This is a genomic window from Curtobacterium sp. 1544, from assembly GCF_040544915.1.
GTDB classification, from domain to species: domain Bacteria; phylum Actinomycetota; class Actinomycetes; order Actinomycetales; family Microbacteriaceae; genus Curtobacterium; species Curtobacterium pusillum_C.
Genome location: NZ_JBEPKX010000001.1, coordinates 59,299 through 80,523, shown reverse-complemented (window position 1 = coordinate 80,523; position 21,225 = coordinate 59,299). Strand labels below are relative to the sequence as shown.

Here is a 21,225-nt window from a genome sequence, read left to right as displayed (position 1 = left end):
TCCATGAAGCCATGAGCGCTCGCACAGGGCAGGGCTCGACGGGCGACGCCGATCACTCACATCTCGCAGCCTGAGGCACGTGGGTGGTGCATTGCTGAGCGCCAGGAACAGCGGGTTCAGCGCAGGGAGAACAGATCGCCTAGGCCACCGCCCTGCACCAGGCCCAGGAGCGACGCTTCCAGCTGGTCGGTGACCTCGTGGTACCGGCCCATGTCGCCACGGTCCAGGGCGACCAACCGCACCTCGTCGGGGGCCCGCTGGATCACCTCGAGCAGATCCCGCAGCACGGGCACCCCGTCGAAGTGGTCATCCAGGTACTTCAGTGCCGCGTTGATGATCGACTCCTCACGGTCGGTCGGGGCCTGGCCGCGCGCGATCGACAGCAGTGCCGACACCATCGTGCGACGGCGGTTGTGCGCGTCCTCGAGGACCTCGGTCGCCAGCGACTCGGCCCGCTCGCCCTTGGTGCGGTGCTTCACCGCGACCTGCACCAGGTCCGCGGCCTGCAGCTGCATGTCGAGCAGCGTGGCCTCATCGGTGATGCCGGCGGACGCTTGCTCCATCGCGGCGAGCTCCGCCTCAGCGTCGACCGCGGCCGCGAGCTCGACGCGAGAGGACTCCGTGAGCAGCTGCGCCGCCTCGTGCGCCTCGCCCGGGTCGAGCACGTTCAGGTAGCCGCGGCCATTGCCGAGCGGGATCACCTGACCCTTCAACTCGCGGATCAGGTCCACGTAGTCCGGGCGAATGTCGCCCAGCACGAGCGGGATGGTGCGCTCGGGGGGTCGCATCCACCCTGTCATAGGTGGCCCCGGAGAATGCTTTGTTGGGTGTCTTGTTTTCGGGAAGTCAGGCAGACGAAGCGCTGATGTCTGTTTCGTCGCCGGCCGTATCAGGGTATGCCGCTGCTCTTGCCGAGCTGAAGCAGCAAGTGCGCGCTACCCGATTCACAGCACGGCGCCTGTGCACACCGAGTTGCCGACGAGGGCCCCGAGCAACACCACTACGAGCGCGCCCGCGGCGATCGTACGATGCCGAGGTGAAGACACGAGAAGGGGAGGCGCCAATGTATTATGCCGCATTGGCGCCTCCTGTCATCAGACCATCGGCTGAGAATCGGAGCGTCACGATGTGGCCGCCGCCGCTGGCCTGACGGAGGCGCTGAATACTGGTCCTTCCATCGTGATGACGAGCGTCGCCTCGATGGTCGAGGAGGGGTCTTGGTGTCGGAGATGTACGGGTGAGTGCTGAGGCGCAGGCCATCGACCGCCATGATCGGGTGCGTCGGTTGTCCGTGGGTGTTGCTGTGCTCGCCCCGGTGACAGGGTTCGTGGCACTCGTCGTCGCCGCCGTTTGGGGGCTGCAGCAGTCGTTGCGGCCGACGAGCAAGACCGATGGATTGGGGCTTCTCGGGACATGCCTGATCCTGGGTGGGGTGCTGCCCGCGGCAGCCGCGGTCTTGCTGACGCGGATGCAACGGCGGATGAGCCAGAGGCGGTACGCCGGCATCACGCTCGCGTGGGTGTCCGCCGGGTTGGTTGTCCTGTTCCTCGCGCCGCCCTTCATCACCCATGCAGTTCCGGCTGAGGTTCGGTGGCGGCAGGCGCTGCAACAACCATTGACAGCGTCGGAGATGCAGGACCGCTCCGACGTCCAGGACCGGCTCGAGCAGGTGTACCGGGACGTCGCCGAGATTCCACCGGCTGCGAAACCCCTTGCCGACGGTAATGGGTGGACGGGGTGGATGGGGAAGTCCTGCACCCTCTCGAACCAGGGTGATGGCGCGTACTGGTGGGAATTCGTCCTGCATGACTACCGTGGGGAGAACGGACTGCCCGTGCTCGACAGTGTCGAGGCTGCAGCAAAGGCGCACGGCTACAAGGCGGTGCGGACGAACGCGATCGACGCGACGACGAGGGTGACGGTCACCACGAGATGGGGTGCGGTCGTCGCATCGGCGACCAACTACAGCACCAAGGTCGAGTTCTCCGCAGAGACCGTCTGCGTTCGGTGAGCGTCTTCGAGCCAAACACGGCACCGCAGGGGGAGCCAACGGAGGAGAGCTTCCTGCCTGCAGCGCGGATGCGAGCACTGGCGGTGGGCATCCCGGCTGTGCTGTTCGCGCTCCGCGGCGTCTACGACTACTTCTTGTGGAGGACGTGGCCGACGCACGTGTCCCTTCGTCGTCAAGGACTCGGCATGGACTGGTGGCTGCACAGCGCCTGGTGTCTGTGGGCGGTCGCCGCGGGGTTGTCCATCTGGGCAGCGCTGCTGCTCGCCTTCGCGCGTCGAACGGCTCGCCGGTCACTGCGGAAGTACCAGCGGCGCCGGCAGGAACTGGCGGATCCGTGAGGACGGGCAGACATATTTGACTGCCTTGAAGCGGGCGCTGTTCACGCCGGTCGCCGAGCAGTACGAAGCGTTCGCGGCCGCGAACGGTGACGACCGGTCTGTCGATGCGCTCTACGATCTCGCAGACACGTTCGACGACGCGCTGGCTCGGGCCGTCCCGAACACCCGCCTGCTCGGTCCTCTCGTGGCTGCACGCGCCGCACTGCTCCGACTTCGGCGACTTTCCGCTCTCAGCACCGACCGGCTCACCGTCGCGGCGCAGTCTCGTGCGGCTACGTGCAGGGCCATCGCCGTGGGCGACGCAGCGGAAGCCGGCCGGCTCAACCACGAACGGGTGCAAGCCTCACTCGCGCACAGCCCCTCGATCCTCCTCGCGGGGAAGACGGCGCCCCTCGTCCCTCCCGCCCTAGACCTCGACACGGATCGCTGAGCAGCGCGCTCCCCTGCCACCTCACCCGGCGATCTACCCCTCCCTCCAGACGAGGCGAATCAGACGATGGACCTCGCTGAGCACTGCCCGGCCCGGCCCTCATGCGCGCCGTTTCGATAGCCGATCGCCTAGCGGACGCCCTTGGTAAGTCGGGTTCCGAGCTTGGCTCGAGCCCATCCGTAGGATGCGACCGTGAGTGTGACTGGCGAGAAGTACCAGGCGTGGGCGAAGGTCGAAGCGCAGGACGTCTCCGATCTGTACTTTGATTGGGCGACTGGTGTCGCAGCCGATGACGACGTCGTGCAGCTGATCGAAGAACTGCCCGCGACGAAGCGGCAACCGAACCTTGTTTTCGCCTCTGCTCGGATGGCCGGCGTGCCCCTCGTGCCCTATCACGAGGCAAGGAGTGAGTTCGTCGCCAGGTGGGACGCGGTCCGCCAGGTAGTACTCACGCATGCGACGCAGACGAACGAGGTCCGCCGATGTGCCGTGCTCCTACCCGAACTGGCGAAGATCAGCGGACCTATCGCCCTGCTCGAAGTAGGTGCATCCGCGGGGCTATGCCTCTACCCGGATAAGTACGCCTACCGCTTCATCACCGAGAGCGGAGTCGACGAACTGGCACCTTCAAGCGGCAGCACCGTCGTGCTCGAAACCGAGCTACGCGGACGTCCGGCCCCGACGCAGCTACCAGATGTCGTCTGGCGTGCCGGCATCGACCTCAACCCGCTCGACGTAGCGGACTCGGCGTCACTGGAATGGCTGGAGACGCTCGTCTGGCCCGAGCATGACGAGCGCCGCCGGAACCTCCGCGCCGCCGCATCCCTCGTGGCGGCAGAACAACCGCTGCTCGTCGCGGGTGACCTGTACGAGGAGTTCGAGAAGGTCGCCGCGCGGGCTCCAGCTGATGCGACCTTGGTCGTGTTCCACAGCGCCGTGCTCGTGTACCTCAGTCCGGGCGCACGCGATTTGTTCGTCGGCAAGGTGCGTGCGAGCGGTGCTGTGTGGATCAGTAACGAAGGCAAGTCAGTACTTCCCGAAGTCGCGAAGCAGCTCCCGGCGGACGCCGACAACGGCACCGTCCTGTCGGTCAACGGCACACCTGTTGCCATCGTCGGCCCACACGGCCAGTTCTTCCACGCTCTCCCCGCCTCCTGAGAGGACGTCAGCTCGGCGTGCCCGCTGATGGATCCCCTGCCGGTACTGCGCGGGGTCGATAGCCTCGGCCGATGAACTCGACAACGCGGAGTGCGGGATACAAGTGGATCCTGCTCGACGCCGACGGCGTCCTACAGTCTCCCGAGCAGCCCTTCGTTACCGCGCTTGAGCAAATCGCAGGAGACACGGCCGAGGCCTTGCTAGCTGACACATTCCGCGGCGACGGTCCGGTCATCACCGGACGACAGGAAGTGCTCCCCGTGCTGGGCGACTTCCTACGAGCGGTCGGCTCGGACGCCGATCCCCGAGAGGTCTATGTGCAGCTGTGGGAGAGCATCCACCTGCACGAGGACGTGCTCGAACTCGTGGACAGCTGGCGCTCCACAGGACGACGCGTCGCTCTCACAACGAACCAGGACCCTGGCCGCGCCCGCTTCATGGGCAACGCACTCGCCTTCGATGAGCGGTTCGACCGCAGCTACTACTCGTGCAACCTAGGAGCGGGAAAGCCCTCCGCGCGGTACTTCAAGTACGTGCTCGCTGACCTACAGGTCGAACCGAGCGAAGTGATCTTCATTGATGACACCTACGCGAACGTCGTGGCGGCGAAGCACCTTGGACTCGCTGCCCACCGCTGGCAGCACGGAGACAACCTCGGCGCACTCGCGAGGTGCGTCGGAGCAGCACCCGAAGAGGTTCCCCCTCCCTCGATCAGCTAAGTGGATAGACGGCCGTGACTGCCAGCACGGCGAGCCGTTGCGTCCGGTTGACGATCGGCCTCCGAGCCCTTCACCATCCACCTTCGGACCGGCCGAGGCAGACATTCGACGAGCGAAGACGACCAACGTCAGTCGACGCTGGGCCTCTTCCTTCGAATGCCCGCCAGGCGCGAGTCGCTGGCCTCGTCAGAACAGCGAGTTCAGCTCGCCGTAGTCGACGGCCGACCCCAAGGTCCCATACGTGCCAGCAGTCAGCAGCTCGGTAGCGGCCGATCGAGCAATCTCGTACGCGGCCTGTGCCATGCCCGAGCCGACGCTCACGCGGGCCACTCCGAGTTCTGAGAGCTGCGCGGTGTTCGGGGAGCCGGGACCGACCATCACGTTCAGCGGGCCGTCGATCGCCCCAGCCAGCGCCCTGATCGTGTCGGCGTCGCCAACTCCAGGTACGAAGACACCATCTGCTCCTGCTTCGAGGTACCGGTGCGCCCGATGGAGGGTCTCAGCGAGGCGCTGCTCCGGCGCGACCAGGCCGGCGAGGTACACGTCCGTCCGCGCGTTGATGAACATCGGCACCCCGGCACGATCCGCTGCACGTCGAGCCGCGCCGATACGAGCTGTCAGCTCGGCTGGGGGCAGTGCGCCGTCCTCGATGTTGATGCCGACCGCGCCGGCCTCGAGAACTGCGTCGACCGTGTGCTCCACGCCGGCTGCGTCATCGGCGTAGCCGGCCTCGATGTCAGCGGTAATCGGCACGGTCACCGCGCCAGCGATCCGAGAGAGAACTGCGACGGCCTCCTCGCGCCCGAGAGCGTTACCGTCCGCATGACCGAGCGACCACGCGACACCTGCGCTGGTGGTAGCGATGGCTCGCGCACCCGCGCTCTCGACAAGTCGGGCGCTTGCTACGTCCCAGGCGTTGGCGAGAAGGAGCGGGTGTGCGGGGTTCTGGTGGAGCGTGTGGAAGGCGGCGGCCTGCGTAGTTCTGTTATTCACCTGCTCAGTTCATCCGAGCCGTGGGTCCATTTCTGGCGGATATCGGACGACGCGGTCAGCGCTACAACGGTCTCGATAGCCGATACTTCAGCGGACCGGCAGGTCTTCAACCTCCGGAGAGGCGCCGCGTGCCGAGTCGCTAGGAGTGATCTCCGCGCGTCAATGCCCGTGCGCCGGCCGCGATGAACAGCAACCCGGGGACTATCAGGACTACCGCGAAGATGATCTGCCCCGCAGCATCCGCGCGGCTGAAGATCATCTCGGCGATTCCGAACAGGACGAAGAACAGCCCGAAGACGATGGCGGTCTTCGGCTTCTTGGCTTTCAGCACTGGCGCAGATCCTTGCTCTGGGGTGGGTGAACTCCGCCCCCTGAGTCAACCAGTCCGATCCCCAAACGGCGGCTGCCGCCTGTTGAGACGGCACGGCGGTGAGCCAGGTGATCAGCTGGCAGCTGCCGTCCCGTAAGCCGGTCCCCCGATGATCGCCCCGCACCCCGGCACCCCAGTTCACCGGGTCACCCCACCCATGTTGCCGGCCGCTGGCGCAGTCTCACATGGGTGGTCCGCAGTCTTTCGCGATAGCGGCCCGCCATACGAACACGACCGAGCCCCCTCCTCGTTGGCCGTTGCTCCGCCCGCGACCCCCTGCGTCGACGTCACGGTCCCGCCGGCCGGAAGTCCAACGAGCCAGGAGGCGGGCACCCGGACGCGCAGCGTCCGAGCACGTCACGGCCCCGGACCGTCTCGACGAGCGCGACGACGATCAGGGCCGCCGCCAAGATCGAGCAGTTCGTGGAACGCGGGGTCAGACCGCACGGCTGAACAGGTTCACCAGGTTCCCGTCCGGGTCCCGGAACAGCGTCGACCGGTTGCCCCACGGCATCGTGTTCGGCGGCAGCACGACGTCGTCGAGCCGATCGCGGAGCCGTTCGAACGCAGCGTCGACGTCCTCCACGAGGAACTCGACGATGACGCTCCCGTTCGACGCCGCGGTCGGCGCGGCGTCCCCGAGCATCCCGACGGTCGCGGGCGTCCCGAGCGCCAGGACGGCTCCACCGGTCACGATCTCCGCGAACACCGGCGCCGGACGCCGCGCGGCGGTCCCGGTGACGCGCTCGTAGAACGCGACCATCCCGTCCAGGTCCTCGGTGATGATCCGGATCGATGCGAACTCCATGGTGTGCCTTCCCGTGCGGCCTCGGTGACCGCCCGGGTCGAGCATCCTCGCCCGGCGCGACACCGTCCTGTCGGTGTTTCCCGGATCGGTCGGGTCAGTCGCCGAGGACGGGTCGGAGCACCCCGTGCGGGATGTCGAGCTCCTCGACCCGGACCACTCGTGGCGGCGCGGCCTCGTCGGTCTCCTCGACGGCGAGGACCCGGTCGCCGCGGAACGCCCGGACGCCGTCGCGCAGCCGGCACCAGGCGACGAGGTACCAGTCCTCGCCCTTGCCGATGTACCCGAGCGGCTCGACGGTCCGCTCGGACTCGGCTCCGGCACGGTCGCGGTAGCGCATCCGCACGACACGGCCCCGGGTGAGTGCTGCTGCGAGCGCCGTCGGTGCGGGCACCCGGTCACCGGCCTCGAGCAGGTGGACCCGGCCGGCGAGGCGTGCCGTTCGTCGGGCGTCGTCCTCGGTGAGGACCGCCGTGACCTTCCGGGCAGCGCTCCGGGCGGCTTCGCGGAACGGGCTGTTCCCGAGGGTCGCGAGGCCGATCGCCGCGGCGAGCGCCTCCTCGACCGTGAACCCGAGCGGCGGGAGCGTGGCACGCGCGTCGATCGTGTAGCCGCCCGTGCGTCCCGGTTCGGCCCAGATCGGGACCCCGGCCTCCTGCAGGGAGACGAGGTCGCGCTCGACCGTGCGCGTGCTGACGCCGAAGTCCTCGGCGAGCCGACGTGCGCTCCGGCGCGCAGGCGCGGCGGCACGCAGCGCCTCGACGAGCGCGTACAGGCGGTCGGTCCGGTTCACGACGCGACCCTAGCGCCCTGAGACGGGACCGCAGACGGACTGGAGGCGCGGTGCCAGCTGACACCGCGCCTCCAGTCAGTAGAGAGGTTGCGTCTCAGGAACGCGACAGGCGCGTCACCGTCGCGTGCGCACCCTCGGTGAGGAGCCCGTCGAGGGCGTCACGGTACGCCGCGACGAAGCGCTCGTCGTCGACGAGGTCCCCGAAGACCTGCCGGTTCGCGATGAAGGCGAGCCGGTCATCGCGCTGCGTCTGCGCGATCGCCGTGAGCTGATCGGCCAGGCGGTCGACGACGGTGATCGGTTCGCCGGACTCGTCGGTGCCCTCGGCGTACCGCGCCCAGGACGCCACGATCCCGGCGGACAGCGTGACGGGTCCTCCGGACGCGAGGTTCTCGCGCACGACGGGCAGCAGCCACTTCGGGATGCGGTCGCTCGACTCAGCACAGAGGCGTGCGAGGGTGTCGCGGACCTCGGGGTTCTGGAAGCGCTCGATGAGGGTGGACTTGTAGTCCTCCAGGTCGATGCCGGGGACGGGCGTGAGGGTCGGCGTGCCTTCCTCGTCCATGTAGCGGCGCAGGAAGGTCGCGATCGCCGGGTCCTGCGTGGCCTCGTGCGCGTAGCGGTAGCCGGACAGGTACCCGAAGTAGCAGAGGCCCTGGTGCGAGGCGTTGAGCAGCCGGAGCTTCATGAGCTCGTACGGCTCGACGTCGTCGACGAGCTGGACGTCGGCCTGCTCGTAGGGCGGACGTCCGGCGGGGTGGTCGTCCTCGAGCACCCACTGGAAGAAGGGCTCGGCGACGACGGGCCAGGCGTCCTCGATGCCGAGTTCGTCACGCACCCAGGCGCGGTCCTCGTCGGCGGTGACCGGGGTGATCCGGTCGACCATCGAGTTCGGGAACGAGACGTGCTCGTCCATCCAGTCGGCGAACGCGGGGTCCTGCAGGCGGGCGTAGGCGGTGAACATGTCGCGCGCCACGTGGCCGTTGCCCTGGATGTTGTCGCACGACATCACCGTGAACGGCTCCTGCCCACGGTCACGGCGTCGGCGCAGGGCCTCGACGACGAGTCCGAACACGGTGCGCGGCGGCGCGTCACCCCGTAGGTCGGCCGCGACGCCGGGCTCGTCGGCGACGAACTCGCCCGTCACGTGGTCGAAGTTGTAGCCGCCCTCGGTGATGGTCAGGCTGACGATCTTCGTGTCCGGGTGCGCCATCTTCTCGACCACGGCGTCGGGATCGTCGACGGCGAGCAGGTAGTCCACGATGCTGCCGATGACGCGGGACTCCCGGGTGCCGTCCGGGTGCTTGAGGACGAGCGTGTACAGCCCGCCCTGCTCGGCCATCGCGGTCGCCATCCGACGGTCCTGCTCGAGCACGCCGACGCCGCAGATGCCGTAGTCGCGGGCCTCGCCCTGCTGCAGGAGCCGGTCGACCACCATCGCCTGGTGGGCTCGGTGGAAGCCGCCGACGCCGAAGTGCACGATGCCGGCGGTGATCCCGTCGCGGTCGTAGGTCGGGACGGCGACACCGCTCGCGGCGATCTCGTCGAGGGTCTCCGGGGACAGGCGGACGGGCATCGGGTACTCCTTCGTACGGCGGACGTGCTCGGCCCAGTCAACCACGCACAGTTGTGCTGCACATCGTTTCTGCCGCTCGGCTGCCTCCGGGGTACGAACCTGAGGATGCACTCCTACTCGTTGCACCGAGTGCATCGATGCACCTAGTGTGCTCATCGTGACCCTGTCGATCGACCGCCGTGCTGCCCTGAAGGCGAAGCACCGAGCGGCGATCCTGCAGGCAGCGCGCGACCTCGTCGAGGAGCGCGGCGGCCGTGGGTTCAGCGTCGACGACCTGGCATCGCGGGCGGACATCGCACGCCGGACGGTCTTCAACCACTTCGGGTCCCTCGACGAGGTCCTGCTGGCCGTGTGCGAGCAGGAGCTCTCGGTCATCATCGACCGCTTTCTGGCCGACATGGCGAAGACCCCGATCGGCGACGGCAGCCGGGCCTCGATGTTCGACGAGCTCGAGTCGGCGGCCCGTGGCGCGGACCTGGCGCCCGCCATCGCCGGCATGTACCGGATCCTCGGGGACCCCGGCAAGGACGACCCGAAGGCAGCCGTCCTCACCCAGACCGCGTTCGCCCGGGTCACCGAGCGCCTCCGCGAAGAGGTCGCCCGGCGCCACCCGGCCGCCGACGCCCTCGACGCCGCCCTGCTCGTCGAGTCCCTGATGAGCGGGATCGTCGTCATCGCCGAGCACTGGCTCACGACGACCGGTCCGCGCCTCGACCAGGACGCGCTCGACGCCTGGGACGCCCTGCTCGCCCGCCTCGTGCACAGCGTCCGCAGCGGCTACATGCCCACCGACTGACTCCACCTCCAGGGGTCCACCGGCGCACCCCACCTCCTCCACAGCACCTGACACGAAAGGAACGGGGCAACCGCATGGCCGGTCTCCTCTACCGTCTCGGACGGTTCTCCGCACGGCGCCACTGGCTCGTGATCATCGCCTGGGTGGTGATCATGGGCATCGCCGGCGTCACCTACACCCTGTTCGCCGGGACGATCTCGTCGTCGATCACCATCCCGAACACCAAGACCAGCCAGGTGCAGGACGAGCTGGCCGACAAGTTCCCGTCCGCGAACGGCGGCAACGGGACGATCGTCTTCGAGACGAAGAACGGCAAGGCGTTCACCGACACGCAGAAGTCCGACGTCGCCGACTTCCTGCAGGGCATCGAGAAGCTCGACGGGGTCAAGGGTGCCACGAGCGGCTTCGACACCCAGAAGCAGCTCGACGACGGCCGCCAGAAGATCACCGACGGTCAGGCGCAGATCGCCGACCAGGAGTCGCAGATCACCGACGGCCAGACCCAGATCGACTCCGGGAGGCAGCAGATCGCCGCGGCCCAGCAGCAGCTCGACGCGCAGAAGCAGCAGGTTGCCGCCCTCACCGGTGCCGCCCAGAGCGCCGCGCAGGCACAGCTCGACGCCGCCCAGCAGCAGATCGACGCGCAGCAGCAGACGATCGACGCCTCGCAGCAGAAGCTCGACGACGGCAAGTCGAAGCTCGCCGACGCGAAGCAGGAGCTCGACGAGAACGCGCGACTCCTCGACCTGTCGAAGGACATCCGCTTCGTGTCGTCGAACGGCAGCGCCGTCATCGGGACCGTGCAGTTCACGAAGTCGACGTTCGAGGTCCCCGCGGACACCAAGACCGCCATCGCGGACAAGGCGGACGACGCCGACATCAGCGGCGTGAGCGTGTACGTCTCGAACGACATCGCGCAGGGCGTCCCCTCGATCCTCGGCCCCGGTGAGATCGGCGGCGTGATCATCGCCGCGCTCGTGCTGTTCCTCATGCTCCGCACGATCATCGGCGCCGCCGTGCCGCTCGTCAGCGCCGTCCTCGGCGTCGGGGTGGCCTCGCTCGCCGCCCTGTCGTTCTCGAGCCTCGTCGAGTTCATCTCGGTGACGCCGGTGCTGGGGGTGATGCTGGGCCTGGCGGTCGGCATCGACTACTCGCTCTTCATCCTGAACCGACACCGGACCCAGCTGAAGCAGGGCATGCAGGTGCACGAGTCGATCGGGCTCGCGAACGGCACCTCCGGCAACGCCGTGGTCTTCGCGGGCGCGACCGTCATCGTCGCCCTGCTCGCGCTGAACATCACGGGCATCCCGTTCCTCGGCCTGATGGGCACGGTCGGCGCGGTCGCGGTGTTCTTCGCGATCCTCATCGCCACGTCCTTCACCCCGGCGCTGCTGTCGCTCATCGGCATGCGGATCCTCCGGAAGAAGGAGCGCGCGAAGATCGGCAACACCGACTCGACGCGGGTGCCGAACAAGCCCATGTCGACCTGGCGCGCGGTCATCACGCTCGTCGCCGGCGTCGCGGTCCTCGGCACGATCGCCCTCCCCGCCACGCAGATGCGTCTCGGCCTGCCGACGGGTGCGTCCGAGTCGGTCGACTCCAGCCAGTACAAGGCGTACAAGGCGCTCGACGAGGAGTTCGGCGCCGGCCAGAACGGCCCGCTCCTGGTCGTCGCGACGCTGCCGAAGGCGATCGGCAAGGACGACGTCACCGCGACCGAGGTCACCATCGGCGAGGCCCTGGCGAAGAACGACGACGTCAAGGCCGTCCTGCCGATCGGTGCGTCGAAGGACCGGGACATCATCGCGTTCCAGGTGAAGCCCGCCGGTGGCCCGGACAGCGTCTCCACCGAGACGCTCGTGAAGGACCTCCGTGCGCAGGACGTCACCGTCGACGGCGGGAAGGCCACGCTCGGCGTCGCCGGCAACGCCTCGGCGAACATCGACGTGTCCGAGAAGCTCGCGGACGTCCTGCCGCTCTACCTGGTGGTGGTCGTCGGCCTGTCGCTGATCATCCTCATCATCGTGTTCCGGTCGTTCCTCGTGCCGATCACCGCCACGGCGGGCTTCATCCTGTCGGTGATGGCGTCGTTCGGTGGCCTGACCGCGATCTACCAGTGGGGTTGGCTCGGCAGCGTGTTCGGGGTGCACGACCCCGCACCGATCCTGAGCTTCCTGCCCATCATCGAGATCGGCATCCTGTTCGGACTCGCGATGGACTACCAGCTGTTCCTGGTGTCCGGCATGCGTGAGGCCTACGCCCACGGCGCATCGGCCAAGGTGGCGGTCCAGCGCGGCCTGCACGCCGGTCGCGCCGTGGTCACGGCGGCCGCGATCATCATGATCTCGGTGTTCGCGGGCTTCATCTTCTCGGATTCCTCCACCATCAAGCCGATCGGGTTCGGGCTGGCGTTCGGTGTCCTGGTGGACGCGTTCGTCGTCCGGATGCTGCTCATCCCGGCCGCGATGCACCTGCTCGGCAAGAGCGCCTGGTGGTTCCCGAAGTGGCTCGACCGGATCGTGCCGGACGTCGACGTGGAGGGCGCGAAGCTCGAGCGGTCGCACCCGGTCGCCGGGCACGAGAGCACCCACACCGGGTCGCACGCGCTGCCCGTGGAGCCGGACGCGCACGCGCACGAGTCGGGGCACCCGCCGGCGCACCGCGCGTAGGCACCAGCGCACCCAGCCTGGAGGCGGGGGGGGGGGGGCGCCGGGGGGCCCCCCCCCCCCCCCCGGGGGGGGGGGGGGCCCCCCCCCGGGGGCCCCCCCCCCCGCCTCCAGTCGGTTGCGGCGCAACCCCGCTATCGAGTGAGCAGAAATCGTCGCCTCCACTGGCCGGACCCGACGATTTCCGCTCACTCGTCGAGCGAGGAACCGACCATCCGCGGACGCTTCGTGGGCGAACGGTATGGTGGGCGGATGACCGAGACCGACGTGGACCCGCTCGCCCTCGACCGGCAGCTCTGCTTCGCGCTGGCGGCGACCAGCCGGAGCGTCATCGGGCTCTACCGCGACCTGCTCGACCCCATGGGCCTCACCCACCCGCAGTACCTCGTGATGCTCGCGCTGTGGGAGCGGGACCCCCGCTCGGTCCGCGAGATCGCTCGGGAACTGCGACTCGACTCCGCCACGCTGAGCCCGCTGCTCAAGCGGCTCGAGGCCTCCGGCTACGTCCGTCGCTCGCGCAGTGCCGCCGACGAACGGCAGCTCGAGGTCTCGCTGACCACCGCCGGCCGGGCACTCCGCGACCGCGCCCGAGCCGTCCCCCTCGCCGTGGCTGACCGACTCGGCTGGCCACTCGAACGCCTGGAAGCACTGAAGGACGAACTGACGGCACTGCTCGTCGTCGTCGACGAGGTGTGATCCGTAGCCGTTCGTGGCACAATGGTTCGTGCACGAACGAAAGGACGGACCGTGGGTCGCTTCGGACAGTGGTACGAACGGTGGAACAGCACGCTCATCGCGAAGATGGGGCCGTCGCAGATCGGTGCCGGACACCCCGAGGGCGTCGACGACCGCACGATCGACCGCGGCTGCCCGATCTGCGGCCAGCCCCTCTCGCTGCACCAGGTGATCCGCCCCGAGGGACAGGTGCGCTCCTCGACGCTCGTCTGCCCGCGCGGCTGAGGATCCCCGCCGTCTCGGAATTGCGGTGGACAACACGTCGTTGCACCCCGACGTGAAGCTCTTCGAACCCGCCGACTTCGGCGCACTCCCCCTGTCGAACCGCATCGTCATGGCCCCGCTCACCCGCGTGCGCGCCGGCGAGCACGGCGTGCCGAACGACCTGCTCGTCGAGCACTACGCGCAGCGCGCCGGACTCGGCCTGATCGTCACCGAGGGCACCTGGCCCGTGCAGGAGGGCCGCTCGTACCCCGGCCAGCCCGGCATCGAGACCGAGGAGCAGATCGCCGGCTGGCGCCGCGTCGCCGACGCCGTGCACGCCGCCGGCGGCACCATCGTCATGCAGCTCATGCACGGCGGCCGCGTCTCGCACACGGACATCTCGCAGACCCCGCGGATCGTCGCGCCCTCGGCCCTGGCTGCACCCGGCCAGACCCACCTCGCCGACGGGTCCAAGGTCGACATGCCGGTCCCCCACGCGCTCACCACCGACGAGGTCCAGGAGGCCGTCCAGGGCTTCGTGCAGGCCGCACGCAACGCGATCGCCGCGGGGCTCGACGGCGTCCAGGTGCACGGCGCCAACGGGTACCTCGTGCACGAGTTCACCTCCTCCGCGTCGAACACCCGCACCGACCAGTACGGCGGCTCCCCGGAGAACCGCGCCCGCTTCGCGATCGAGGTCACCACCGCCGTCGCCGAGGCCATCGGCGCCGACCGCACCGGCATCCGACTGTCCCCCGAGCACGGCATCCAGGGCGTCATCGAGGACGACCCGGCCGACGTCCGTGCCGTCTACACCGCCATCGCCGAGGGGCTCGCGCCGCTCGGACTCGCCTTCGTCGACGTCCTCCACGCCGAGCCGACGGGCGACCTCGTGCAGCACATCCGGCGCACGGTGGGCGCACCGTTCGTCGCCAACTCCGGCTTCAGCGCGCTGACCACCCGCGACGAGGCACTCGCCCTCGTCGAGGACGGCCACGCGGACGCCGTCGGGGTCGGCCGCGCCGCGATCGCGAACCCGGACCTCGCGCACCGCTGGGAGCACGACACGGAGCTCAACGAGCCGCGTCCGGAGCTGTTCTACGGCCAGGGTGCCGAGGGCTACACCGACTACCCGACGCTGGCCGAGCTGCGCGAGCGGGTCGCGTAGTCGACGCAACCGTCTGATCGACGGGAGGCGCGGTGTCAGCTGGCACCGCGCCTCCCGTCTGTGGAGAGACCGCTCGCAGTCGGACGATCGCGGTCGGTCCCGTCCCAGAGGTCCGTACAGTCGACCTGCGCCACGCCCGCCCGCCGCAACCACGCACCCGCGCGACGGTCCCCCGGATCCGCAGCGACGGCGTCGACGAGCGATGCCCGGTGCGCCGATCCGACGAGCACGGGGTGTCCCGGTCGGTCCCCGAAGACCGCGCGACGGAGCGTCCTCGGGCGGCCGCCGTCGCCGAGGACCCGCCGGACGGCGGTCGCGGGGAGTCCGGGCAGGTCGACGAGGGAGACACAGGCCGTTGCCGATCCGGTGACCGCGGCGAGCCCGGCGACGAGGGACGCACCCGGGCCCGCGGCCCAGTCCTCGGCGACGACGACGGTCACGCCGTCCCGTCGGGGAAGGAGCGCTCGCGCACGCTCCGCCGCGGCGCCGAGGACGACGACGACCCGGTCGCAGCCGCCGTCGAGGAGGGCGTGGACACCGACGTGCAGCCACGGGGTGCCGTCCGGGTCGGTGACGAGCGCCTTCGGCCGGCCCATCCGCGTACCGGCGCCGGCGGCGAGCAGGACGCCGACCGCCTCGGTCACACGAACGCCGGGACCGACTGCCACGCGGCCGGTGCCTCGGCGACGCCGTCCCGCACGACGGTCCCGGAGATCGAGCCGTAGGGGCGGTCGGCGGCGTGGAACACCTCGCCGGGGTTGTCCAGACCGAACGGCGCGAGGTCGACCAGGAAGTGGTGCTTGTTCGGCATCGAGAACCGGACCTCGGCGATCTCGGGGAACGCCTCGATCGCCGTGCGGCCCATCGCGAACAGGGTCTGCTGCAGCGCCAGGGAGTGCAGGTCGGCGAAGGTCGCGAGCATCCGGTCGAGGACCCCGGCGTACAGCGCGTCGTAGTCGATGCCAGCGGCCACGGCCTCGGGCGTGTACCGCCAGCGTGCCGTCACCGAGGTCGCGAGGATCCGGTCGTCGGTCTCCGCGAGCGTCGTGTAGCCGTCGCGGGGGAACCCGTGGAACTCGCTGCCCGTCGACTTCAGGACCGTGAGGTCGGTGACCCCGGCGAGCACGTGCACGTCGTCGCCGTCGACCTGCACCACGGCCGTGCGTGTGCCGCGACCGGCCCGGACGAACGAGTGGTCGTGCTCCCGGCCGTCGACGACGATCCGCTCCCACGTGTGCTGCTCGACGGACAGGGTCGAACCGTCGTACCAGTCGAATGCGGTGCTGAAGTGCCGGCCGAGTCGCAGGAGGAAGTCCTCCGGCGTCCCCACCCCGTGCTCCTTCGCGAAGGCGTAGACCGTGTTCTTCTGCGTGTCCGTCGCGACGACCTTGGCGTTGTCGCCCTCGGTGTACGAGTCGGCGAGCGCCGCACCGCGCAACTGGGTCGTGACGGTCAGGTCCTCGATCTCGTGCCGGTCGGTGTCGCGTGTGACCCGGACGAGCCGGACCTCGGCCTTGCCGTACTGGTTCGCACCGAGGTGGACGGTCGTGGTGGTGGGGACTGGCTGCACGTCGGTGATCTCCATGGAGGCGACGATGACACCCGTGTGTTTCGGCGGTGGGTCGAACAGGTCACGAGCTCCGTCAGCGGCCGCGGCCCGGTCGTGACGCACCCGTCGAACGCCCGTAACCACTCGGAAACACCCGTTCCATAACGTTGCCGCCACGACGCACCCGATCGAGGAGGGCCCGTGGCGCACACATCCGCACCCCGGCATTCCTCGGCGTGGAACCGCGGGATGATCGCGCACGGACGACGGTCCGACGGCGCCATCGACACTCGTTCCCCCATCCCGATCGGACCCTGCAATGGACCTCGTCTCCGTCCGCACCGTGCGGACACCGTCGCACCGCGACGACCTCTTCTTCGGTCCCGGTGAGCGGCCGCTCGCCGGCGGCACCTGGCTGTACTCGGAGGAGCAGCCCGGTCTGACCGGGCTCGTCGACCTCACCGCACTGGGGTGGCGCGACACCGAGCAGACCCCGGACGGACTCCGGATCGCGGCGACGTGCACGATCGCCTCGTTGCGTCGTGTGGTCCCCCGGGACGACTGGGCCGCCTGGCCGCTCGTCGACCGGTGCGCCAACGCGCTGCTCGCGTCGTTCAAGGTGTGGAACCAGGCGACCGTCGGCGGCAACGTCGCGGTCGCGTTGCCGGCGGGGGCGATCACCGCGCTGCTCGTGACGCTCGACGCGGTCGCAGAGGTCTGGGCCCCGGGCGGCGGGGAGCGCCGGGTCCCGGTGGCGGAACTGGTCACCGGGCCGCGGACGACCGACCTCGCGCCGGGTGAGGTCATCCGGGCGTTCGACGTGCCACGAGCGGCTCTCGAGGCACGCACCGGGTTCCGCCGCGTGTCCCTCAGCCCGCACGGCCGGACCGGCGCGCTCGTCACGGCGCGGTGGTCGGCGTCGGGATTCGTCCTCGTCGTGACCGGGGCGACGCCGCGTCCGCTCGTGCTCCGCCACCCCGGCGTCCCGACCGCCGCGGAGGTCGACGCACGGCTGGAGGCCCACGACGCCTGGTACGACGACCCGCACGGCTCCCCCGACTGGCGGCGCGCGGTGACCCGGCGGTTCGCGGCGGAGCTCGTCGCCGAGGCGCTCGGGACGACGGGCGGTGCGGCATGAGGTTCGAGGTCGACGGCGCGACGGTGGACGCCGAACCGCAGCCAGGTCAGGTCCTCCGCACCCTGCTCCGCGAGCACGGTGTGACGTCGGTGAAGAAGGGCTGCGACGCGGGCGACTGCGGCGCGTGCTCGGTGCTCGTCGACGGTGTGCCGGTCCACTCCTGCATCACACCGGCGCACCGGATGGCGGGTCGTGCGGTCACCACGGCGGCGGGGCTCGGCACGCCGGAGGACCCGCATCCCGTGCAGCGCGCGTTCGCCGAGGCCCCGGGCTTCCAGTGCGGCTTCTGCACCGCCGGCTACGTCGTCACGGCGTCCACGCTCGACGAGGACGCCCTGGCCGACCGGCACCGCGCGTTGAAGGGCAACCTCTGCCGGTGCACCGGGTACCGGGCGATCGAGGACGCCCTGGACGGGGTCGCGAACACGTCATGCGCACCGGCCGGTCAGGCGATCGGCACGTCGGTCGCCGCTCCTGCGGCGATGGCGATCGTGACCGGGCGCGAGGAGTACACGCTCGACGTGCGGCGGACGGAGCGGCTGCTGCACCTCGCGGTCCTCGGCAGCCCGCACCCGCATGCCCGCATCGTGTCGATCGACACGGCGGAGGCCGAAGCCCTGCCGGGTGTGCACGCCGTCCTCACCCACCGGGACGACCCCGGCGTGCTGTTCTCCACGGGTCGGCACGAGTCGCGCCTGGACGACCCGGACGACACGCGGGTGCTCGACCGGGTGCTCCGCTTCCGCGGGCAGCGCGTCGCCGCCGTCGTCGCGGACAGTGTCCGGATCGCCGAGCAGGCCTGCGCCCTCGTGCGGGTGCGGTACGAGGTGCTGACGAGCGTGCACGACCCGGACGCGGCCCGTGCCGCCGGCGCACCGCTCCTGCACGGCGACAAGACGACGGAGGAGCACCGGATCGCCGAGCCGGGCCGCAACGTGGTCGCCGCCCTGCACGGCGAGACGGGCGACGTCGACGGGGCCCTGGCGACGGCCGCGGCCACCGTCGAGGGCACCTGGACGACGGGCCGCGTCTCGCACGCCGCGCTCGAGACCCACGCGACCCGCGGGTCCCTCGACCCGGACGGACGGCTCGTGCTCCGGACCGCGACGCAGGTCCCGTTCCTGGTGCGGGACGAGATCGCGCACGTGTTCGGCCTCGACCCGAGCCGCGTCCGTGTGGTCGCGAAGCGCGTCGGCGGTGGGTTCGGTGGCAAGCAGGAGCTGCTGACCGAGGACCTGGTCACCCTCGCGGTGCTGCGGACCGGTCGCGCGGTGCAGTACGAGTTCAGTCGCCGCGACGAGTTCACGATCGCCCCGACCCGGCACCCGATGCGTGTGCGGGTCCGGCTCGGCGCCGACGCCGACGGGCACCTGACGGCACTGCACGTCGACCAGACGATGGACACCGGCGCCTACGGCAACCACGGGATCGGTGTCATGTTCCACTCCGTCAGCGAGTCCGTCGCCGTCTACCGGTGCCCCTCGAAGCGCGTGGACGCGGAGTCGGTGTACACGAACAACCTGCCGTCCGGGGCCTTCCGCGGGTACGGGCTCGGCCAGGTCGTGTTCGCGATCGAGTCCGCCATGGACGAGCTCGCCCGGGAGCTCGGCATCGACCCGCTCGACCTGCGGCGGCGGAACGTCGTGGTCCCCGGCGACCCCCTCGTGGTCACGGACCCGGACGAGCAGGACGACCTGCGCTGGGAGGGCAGTTACGGACTCGACCAGTGCATCGACCTGGTGGAGGACGCCCTCCGCGCACCGGTGCCAGAGGTCCCCCGGATGGACGGTCCGCCGTTGGACGACTCCGACGACTGGGCGTACGGCACCGGGGTCGCCCTCGCGGCGATCGCCACGATGCCGCCGCGCGGCCACCACGCGCACGTGTCGGTCGAGGCCACGGCGGAGGGCCGCTACCGCATCGGTGTCGGCACGGCCGAGTTCGGCAACGGGACCACGACGGTGCACACGCAGCTCGTCGCCACCGCCCTGGGCACCACCACGGACCGGGTCGACGTGCACCAGTCCGACACCGACGCAGCCCGGCACGACACCGGGGCGTTCGGGTCCGCCGGGGTCGTGGTCGCCGGCAAGGCCCTGTACGCCGCGGCGCAGGCACTGCGCGACGACATGACCGGGCGCGCCCTCGGGATCGTCGCCGCCCGGACACCCCGGACCGCGTCGGGGCCGCTCGGGCCGGCGGTCTCGGTCGAGCCCGCCGGCGTCCGGATCGGCGATGAGCTCGTCGGGCACACCGAGTTGCTCGCCGACGGTCCGCTCGTCGCGCACGGCAGCCACGACGGCACGCCACGGTCGCTCGCGTTCACCGTGCACGGAGCCCGGGTGGCGGTGCACCGGCCGACGGGCGAGGTCCGCGTGCTGCACAGCGTGCAGGCGGTGGACGCCGGCACCGTCCTGAACCCGGAGCAGCTCCGCGGCCAGGTGGAGGGTGGCGCCGCGCAGGCGATCGGCTCGGCGCTGTACGAGGAGGTCGTGCTGGACGAGACCGGCCGGGTGACGACCGACGCGTTCCGGGCGTACCGGGTGCCGAAGATCTCCGACGTGCCCCGCACCGAGGTCCGCTTCGCCGACACCCACGACCCGCTCGGCCCGCTCGGCGCGAAGTCGATGAGCGAGGCGCCGTACAACCCGGTCGCGCCAGCCGTCGCGAACGCGGTGCGCGACGCGGTCGGCGTGCGCCCACACCGATTGCCGATGACGCGCGACCGGGTCTGGGCGATGCTCCAGGACGCGACAGACGCCGGGGGTGCGTGATGTTCGAACTGGCACCGCGCCTCCTGGCCGCCCTCGACGCGGGGGACCCCGTGGTCGTCGCGACGGCCGTCGCGATGACGGGCAGTGCACCGACCGGCGTCGGCTCGTCGATGGCCGTCCTGCCCGGCGGACAGGTCGTCGGCACCATCTCCGGCGGGTGCGTCGAGGGCGCGCTGTTCGACACCGCGGAACAGGTCCTCGAGACCGGCGAGGCGGTGCTCGAACGCTTCGGGTTCGACGACGACCCGGACGACGTCGACGCGATCTGGGCTCCGGCGCTCCGCTGCGGCGGTCGCGTCGAGGTCCTGGTCCGTCGCGTCCGACCCGACGACGCCGACGTCGTGGACGCGCTCCGGCGCGCGGCGTCCGGGATGCCGACGTCACTCGGCCTCTCGCTCGACCCCCCGACGCTCGGCGCGGTCGTGCACGTCCCCGACGGCTGCCGCGGTCGCGTCTTCGTGGAGCGTGCGGACGTCCGGCCACGGTGCATCGTGGTGGGCGCCGTCGAGTTCGCCGTGGCCCTGACGAACGCGGCCGCGGTGCTCGGCTACGCCGTGACGGTCGTCGACCCGCGCCCGGTGTTCCTGACCGACGAGCGGTTCCCGGCCGCCGACGAACGCATCGTGGGCTGGCCGGCACGCGTGCTCGAGGCGCTGCCGGTGGACGCGACGACGGCCGTCGTGGTGCTCTCGCACGACGACCGGTTCGACGCCGCCGTGATCGACTCCGCACTCCGACGGGGCGCCGGGTACGTGGGGGCGATGGGCTCCCGCGCGACGAACGCGCGCCGGACGGAGGAGCTCCGGGCGCTCGGCACACCGGACACCGACCGGCTGCGGTCCCCGATCGGGCTCGACATCGGTGCGTCGACGCCGGCCGAGGTGGCGGTGGCGATCATGGCCGAGGTGATCGCGGTGCGGACTGGTGCGGGTGGCGGTGCGCTCGTCGACGGATCCGGTCCCATCCACCGCCGCACGGTGGCGGCGGGCTGAGCGGCACGGG

General features: G+C 70.4%; 21 protein-coding genes. 13 read left to right on the top strand and 8 right to left on the bottom strand.

Annotated elements, in window-relative coordinates:
* Nucleotides 1-116: 116 nt before the first annotated feature.
* The gene (locus ABIC61_RS00415; protein WP_354028380.1) at nt 117-788 is read right to left on the bottom strand and encodes a hypothetical protein; all 672 of its coding nucleotides are present in this window, start codon (nt 786-788) and stop codon (nt 117-119) included.
* A gap of 449 nt (nt 789-1,237) precedes the next feature.
* Between ABIC61_RS00415 and ABIC61_RS00410 the strand changes: the two genes are divergently transcribed.
* The 5 genes from ABIC61_RS00410 to ABIC61_RS00390 all read left to right on the top strand — a co-directional run bounded on the left by ABIC61_RS00410 (nt 1,238) and on the right by ABIC61_RS00390 (nt 4,656).
* On the top strand, nt 1,238-2,011 hold the full coding sequence (locus tag ABIC61_RS00410; RefSeq protein WP_354028379.1) for a hypothetical protein: 774 nt from the start codon (nt 1,238-1,240) through the stop codon (nt 2,009-2,011).
* Nucleotides 2,008-2,349, top strand: a complete 342-nt coding sequence (locus ABIC61_RS00405; protein ID WP_354028378.1) for a hypothetical protein — start codon at nt 2,008-2,010, stop codon at nt 2,347-2,349. The genes ABIC61_RS00410 and ABIC61_RS00405 overlap by 4 nt, the downstream gene beginning before the upstream one ends.
* A 16-nt stretch (nt 2,350-2,365) precedes the next feature.
* Complete coding sequence (locus ABIC61_RS00400; RefSeq protein WP_354028377.1) at nt 2,366-2,779, top strand: FCD domain-containing protein; 414 nt, start codon at nt 2,366-2,368, stop codon at nt 2,777-2,779.
* A gap of 192 nt (nt 2,780-2,971) precedes the next feature.
* A complete protein-coding gene (locus ABIC61_RS00395; protein WP_092385554.1) occupies nt 2,972-3,937 on the top strand; it encodes a DUF2332 domain-containing protein in 966 nt (321 codons plus the stop codon).
* A 71-nt stretch (nt 3,938-4,008) separates the two neighbouring features.
* Nucleotides 4,009-4,656: an HAD family hydrolase gene (locus ABIC61_RS00390; RefSeq protein WP_354028376.1), complete on the top strand. Its 648-nt coding sequence runs from the start codon at nt 4,009-4,011 to the stop codon at nt 4,654-4,656.
* Between the two features lie 186 nt (nt 4,657-4,842).
* On the opposite strand, the gene ABIC61_RS00385 is transcribed toward ABIC61_RS00390, so the two are convergent.
* The 5 genes from ABIC61_RS00385 to ABIC61_RS00365 form a co-directional block, all read right to left on the bottom strand.
* A complete protein-coding gene (locus tag ABIC61_RS00385) occupies nt 4,843-5,649 on the bottom strand; it encodes an isocitrate lyase/PEP mutase family protein (protein ID WP_354028375.1) in 807 nt (268 codons plus the stop codon).
* A gap of 139 nt (nt 5,650-5,788) precedes the next feature.
* A complete protein-coding gene (locus ABIC61_RS00380; protein WP_354028374.1) occupies nt 5,789-5,980 on the bottom strand; it encodes a hypothetical protein in 192 nt (63 codons plus the stop codon).
* A gap of 475 nt (nt 5,981-6,455) precedes the next feature.
* Entirely contained in the window at nt 6,456-6,827 is a 372-nt protein-coding gene (locus ABIC61_RS00375; RefSeq protein WP_354028373.1) for a VOC family protein, read from the bottom strand.
* Between the two features lie 94 nt (nt 6,828-6,921).
* A complete protein-coding gene (locus tag ABIC61_RS00370; RefSeq protein WP_354028372.1) occupies nt 6,922-7,617 on the bottom strand; it encodes a helix-turn-helix transcriptional regulator in 696 nt (231 codons plus the stop codon).
* Between the two features lie 94 nt (nt 7,618-7,711).
* A complete protein-coding gene (locus ABIC61_RS00365; RefSeq protein WP_354028371.1) occupies nt 7,712-9,193 on the bottom strand; it encodes a mannitol dehydrogenase family protein in 1,482 nt (493 codons plus the stop codon).
* Nucleotides 9,194-9,350: 157 nt separating this feature from the next.
* Here ABIC61_RS00365 and ABIC61_RS00360 point away from each other — a divergent pair, with 157 nt between their 5' ends.
* The 5 genes from ABIC61_RS00360 to ABIC61_RS00340 all read left to right on the top strand — a co-directional run bounded on the left by ABIC61_RS00360 (nt 9,351) and on the right by ABIC61_RS00340 (nt 14,762).
* A complete protein-coding gene (locus tag ABIC61_RS00360) occupies nt 9,351-9,989 on the top strand; it encodes a TetR/AcrR family transcriptional regulator (RefSeq protein WP_144751403.1) in 639 nt (212 codons plus the stop codon).
* A gap of 74 nt (nt 9,990-10,063) precedes the next feature.
* The gene (locus ABIC61_RS00355; protein WP_354028370.1) at nt 10,064-12,658 is read left to right on the top strand and encodes an MMPL family transporter; all 2,595 of its coding nucleotides are present in this window, start codon (nt 10,064-10,066) and stop codon (nt 12,656-12,658) included.
* 249 nt (nt 12,659-12,907) lie between these two features.
* On the top strand, nt 12,908-13,351 hold the full coding sequence (locus tag ABIC61_RS00350; RefSeq protein WP_144751398.1) for a MarR family winged helix-turn-helix transcriptional regulator: 444 nt from the start codon (nt 12,908-12,910) through the stop codon (nt 13,349-13,351).
* Nucleotides 13,352-13,402: 51 nt separating this feature from the next.
* Nucleotides 13,403-13,615, top strand: coding sequence for a hypothetical protein (locus ABIC61_RS00345; RefSeq protein WP_186321934.1), 213 nt, complete (start codon nt 13,403-13,405; stop codon nt 13,613-13,615).
* 52 nt (nt 13,616-13,667) lie between these two features.
* Complete coding sequence (locus ABIC61_RS00340) at nt 13,668-14,762, top strand: alkene reductase (RefSeq protein ID WP_354028550.1); 1,095 nt, start codon at nt 13,668-13,670, stop codon at nt 14,760-14,762.
* 35 nt (nt 14,763-14,797) lie between these two features.
* Here the strand turns inward: ABIC61_RS00340 and ABIC61_RS00335 are convergent, their stop codons facing one another.
* Together ABIC61_RS00335 and pucL are read right to left on the bottom strand one after the other, a co-directional pair.
* The gene (locus ABIC61_RS00335; protein ID WP_354028369.1) at nt 14,798-15,430 is read right to left on the bottom strand and encodes a nucleotidyltransferase family protein; all 633 of its coding nucleotides are present in this window, start codon (nt 15,428-15,430) and stop codon (nt 14,798-14,800) included.
* On the bottom strand, nt 15,403-16,347 hold the full coding sequence (pucL, locus tag ABIC61_RS00330) for a factor-independent urate hydroxylase (RefSeq protein ID WP_354028368.1): 945 nt from the start codon (nt 16,345-16,347) through the stop codon (nt 15,403-15,405). The genes ABIC61_RS00335 and pucL overlap by 28 nt, the downstream gene beginning before the upstream one ends.
* A gap of 283 nt (nt 16,348-16,630) precedes the next feature.
* Here pucL and ABIC61_RS00325 point away from each other — a divergent pair, with 283 nt between their 5' ends.
* From ABIC61_RS00325 to ABIC61_RS00315, 3 genes are read left to right on the top strand one after another with little or no spacing between them, the layout of a single operon-like run.
* Nucleotides 16,631-17,449, top strand: coding sequence for an FAD binding domain-containing protein (locus tag ABIC61_RS00325; RefSeq protein WP_354028367.1), 819 nt, complete (start codon nt 16,631-16,633; stop codon nt 17,447-17,449).
* Entirely contained in the window at nt 17,446-20,223 is a 2,778-nt protein-coding gene (locus tag ABIC61_RS00320) for a molybdopterin-dependent oxidoreductase (RefSeq protein ID WP_354028366.1), read from the top strand. Before ABIC61_RS00325 ends, ABIC61_RS00320 begins: the two co-directional genes overlap by 4 nt.
* The gene (locus ABIC61_RS00315; RefSeq protein WP_354028365.1) at nt 20,223-21,215 is read left to right on the top strand and encodes an XdhC family protein; all 993 of its coding nucleotides are present in this window, start codon (nt 20,223-20,225) and stop codon (nt 21,213-21,215) included. The genes ABIC61_RS00320 and ABIC61_RS00315 overlap by 1 nt, the downstream gene beginning before the upstream one ends.
* Nucleotides 21,216-21,225: the final 10 nt, after the last annotated feature.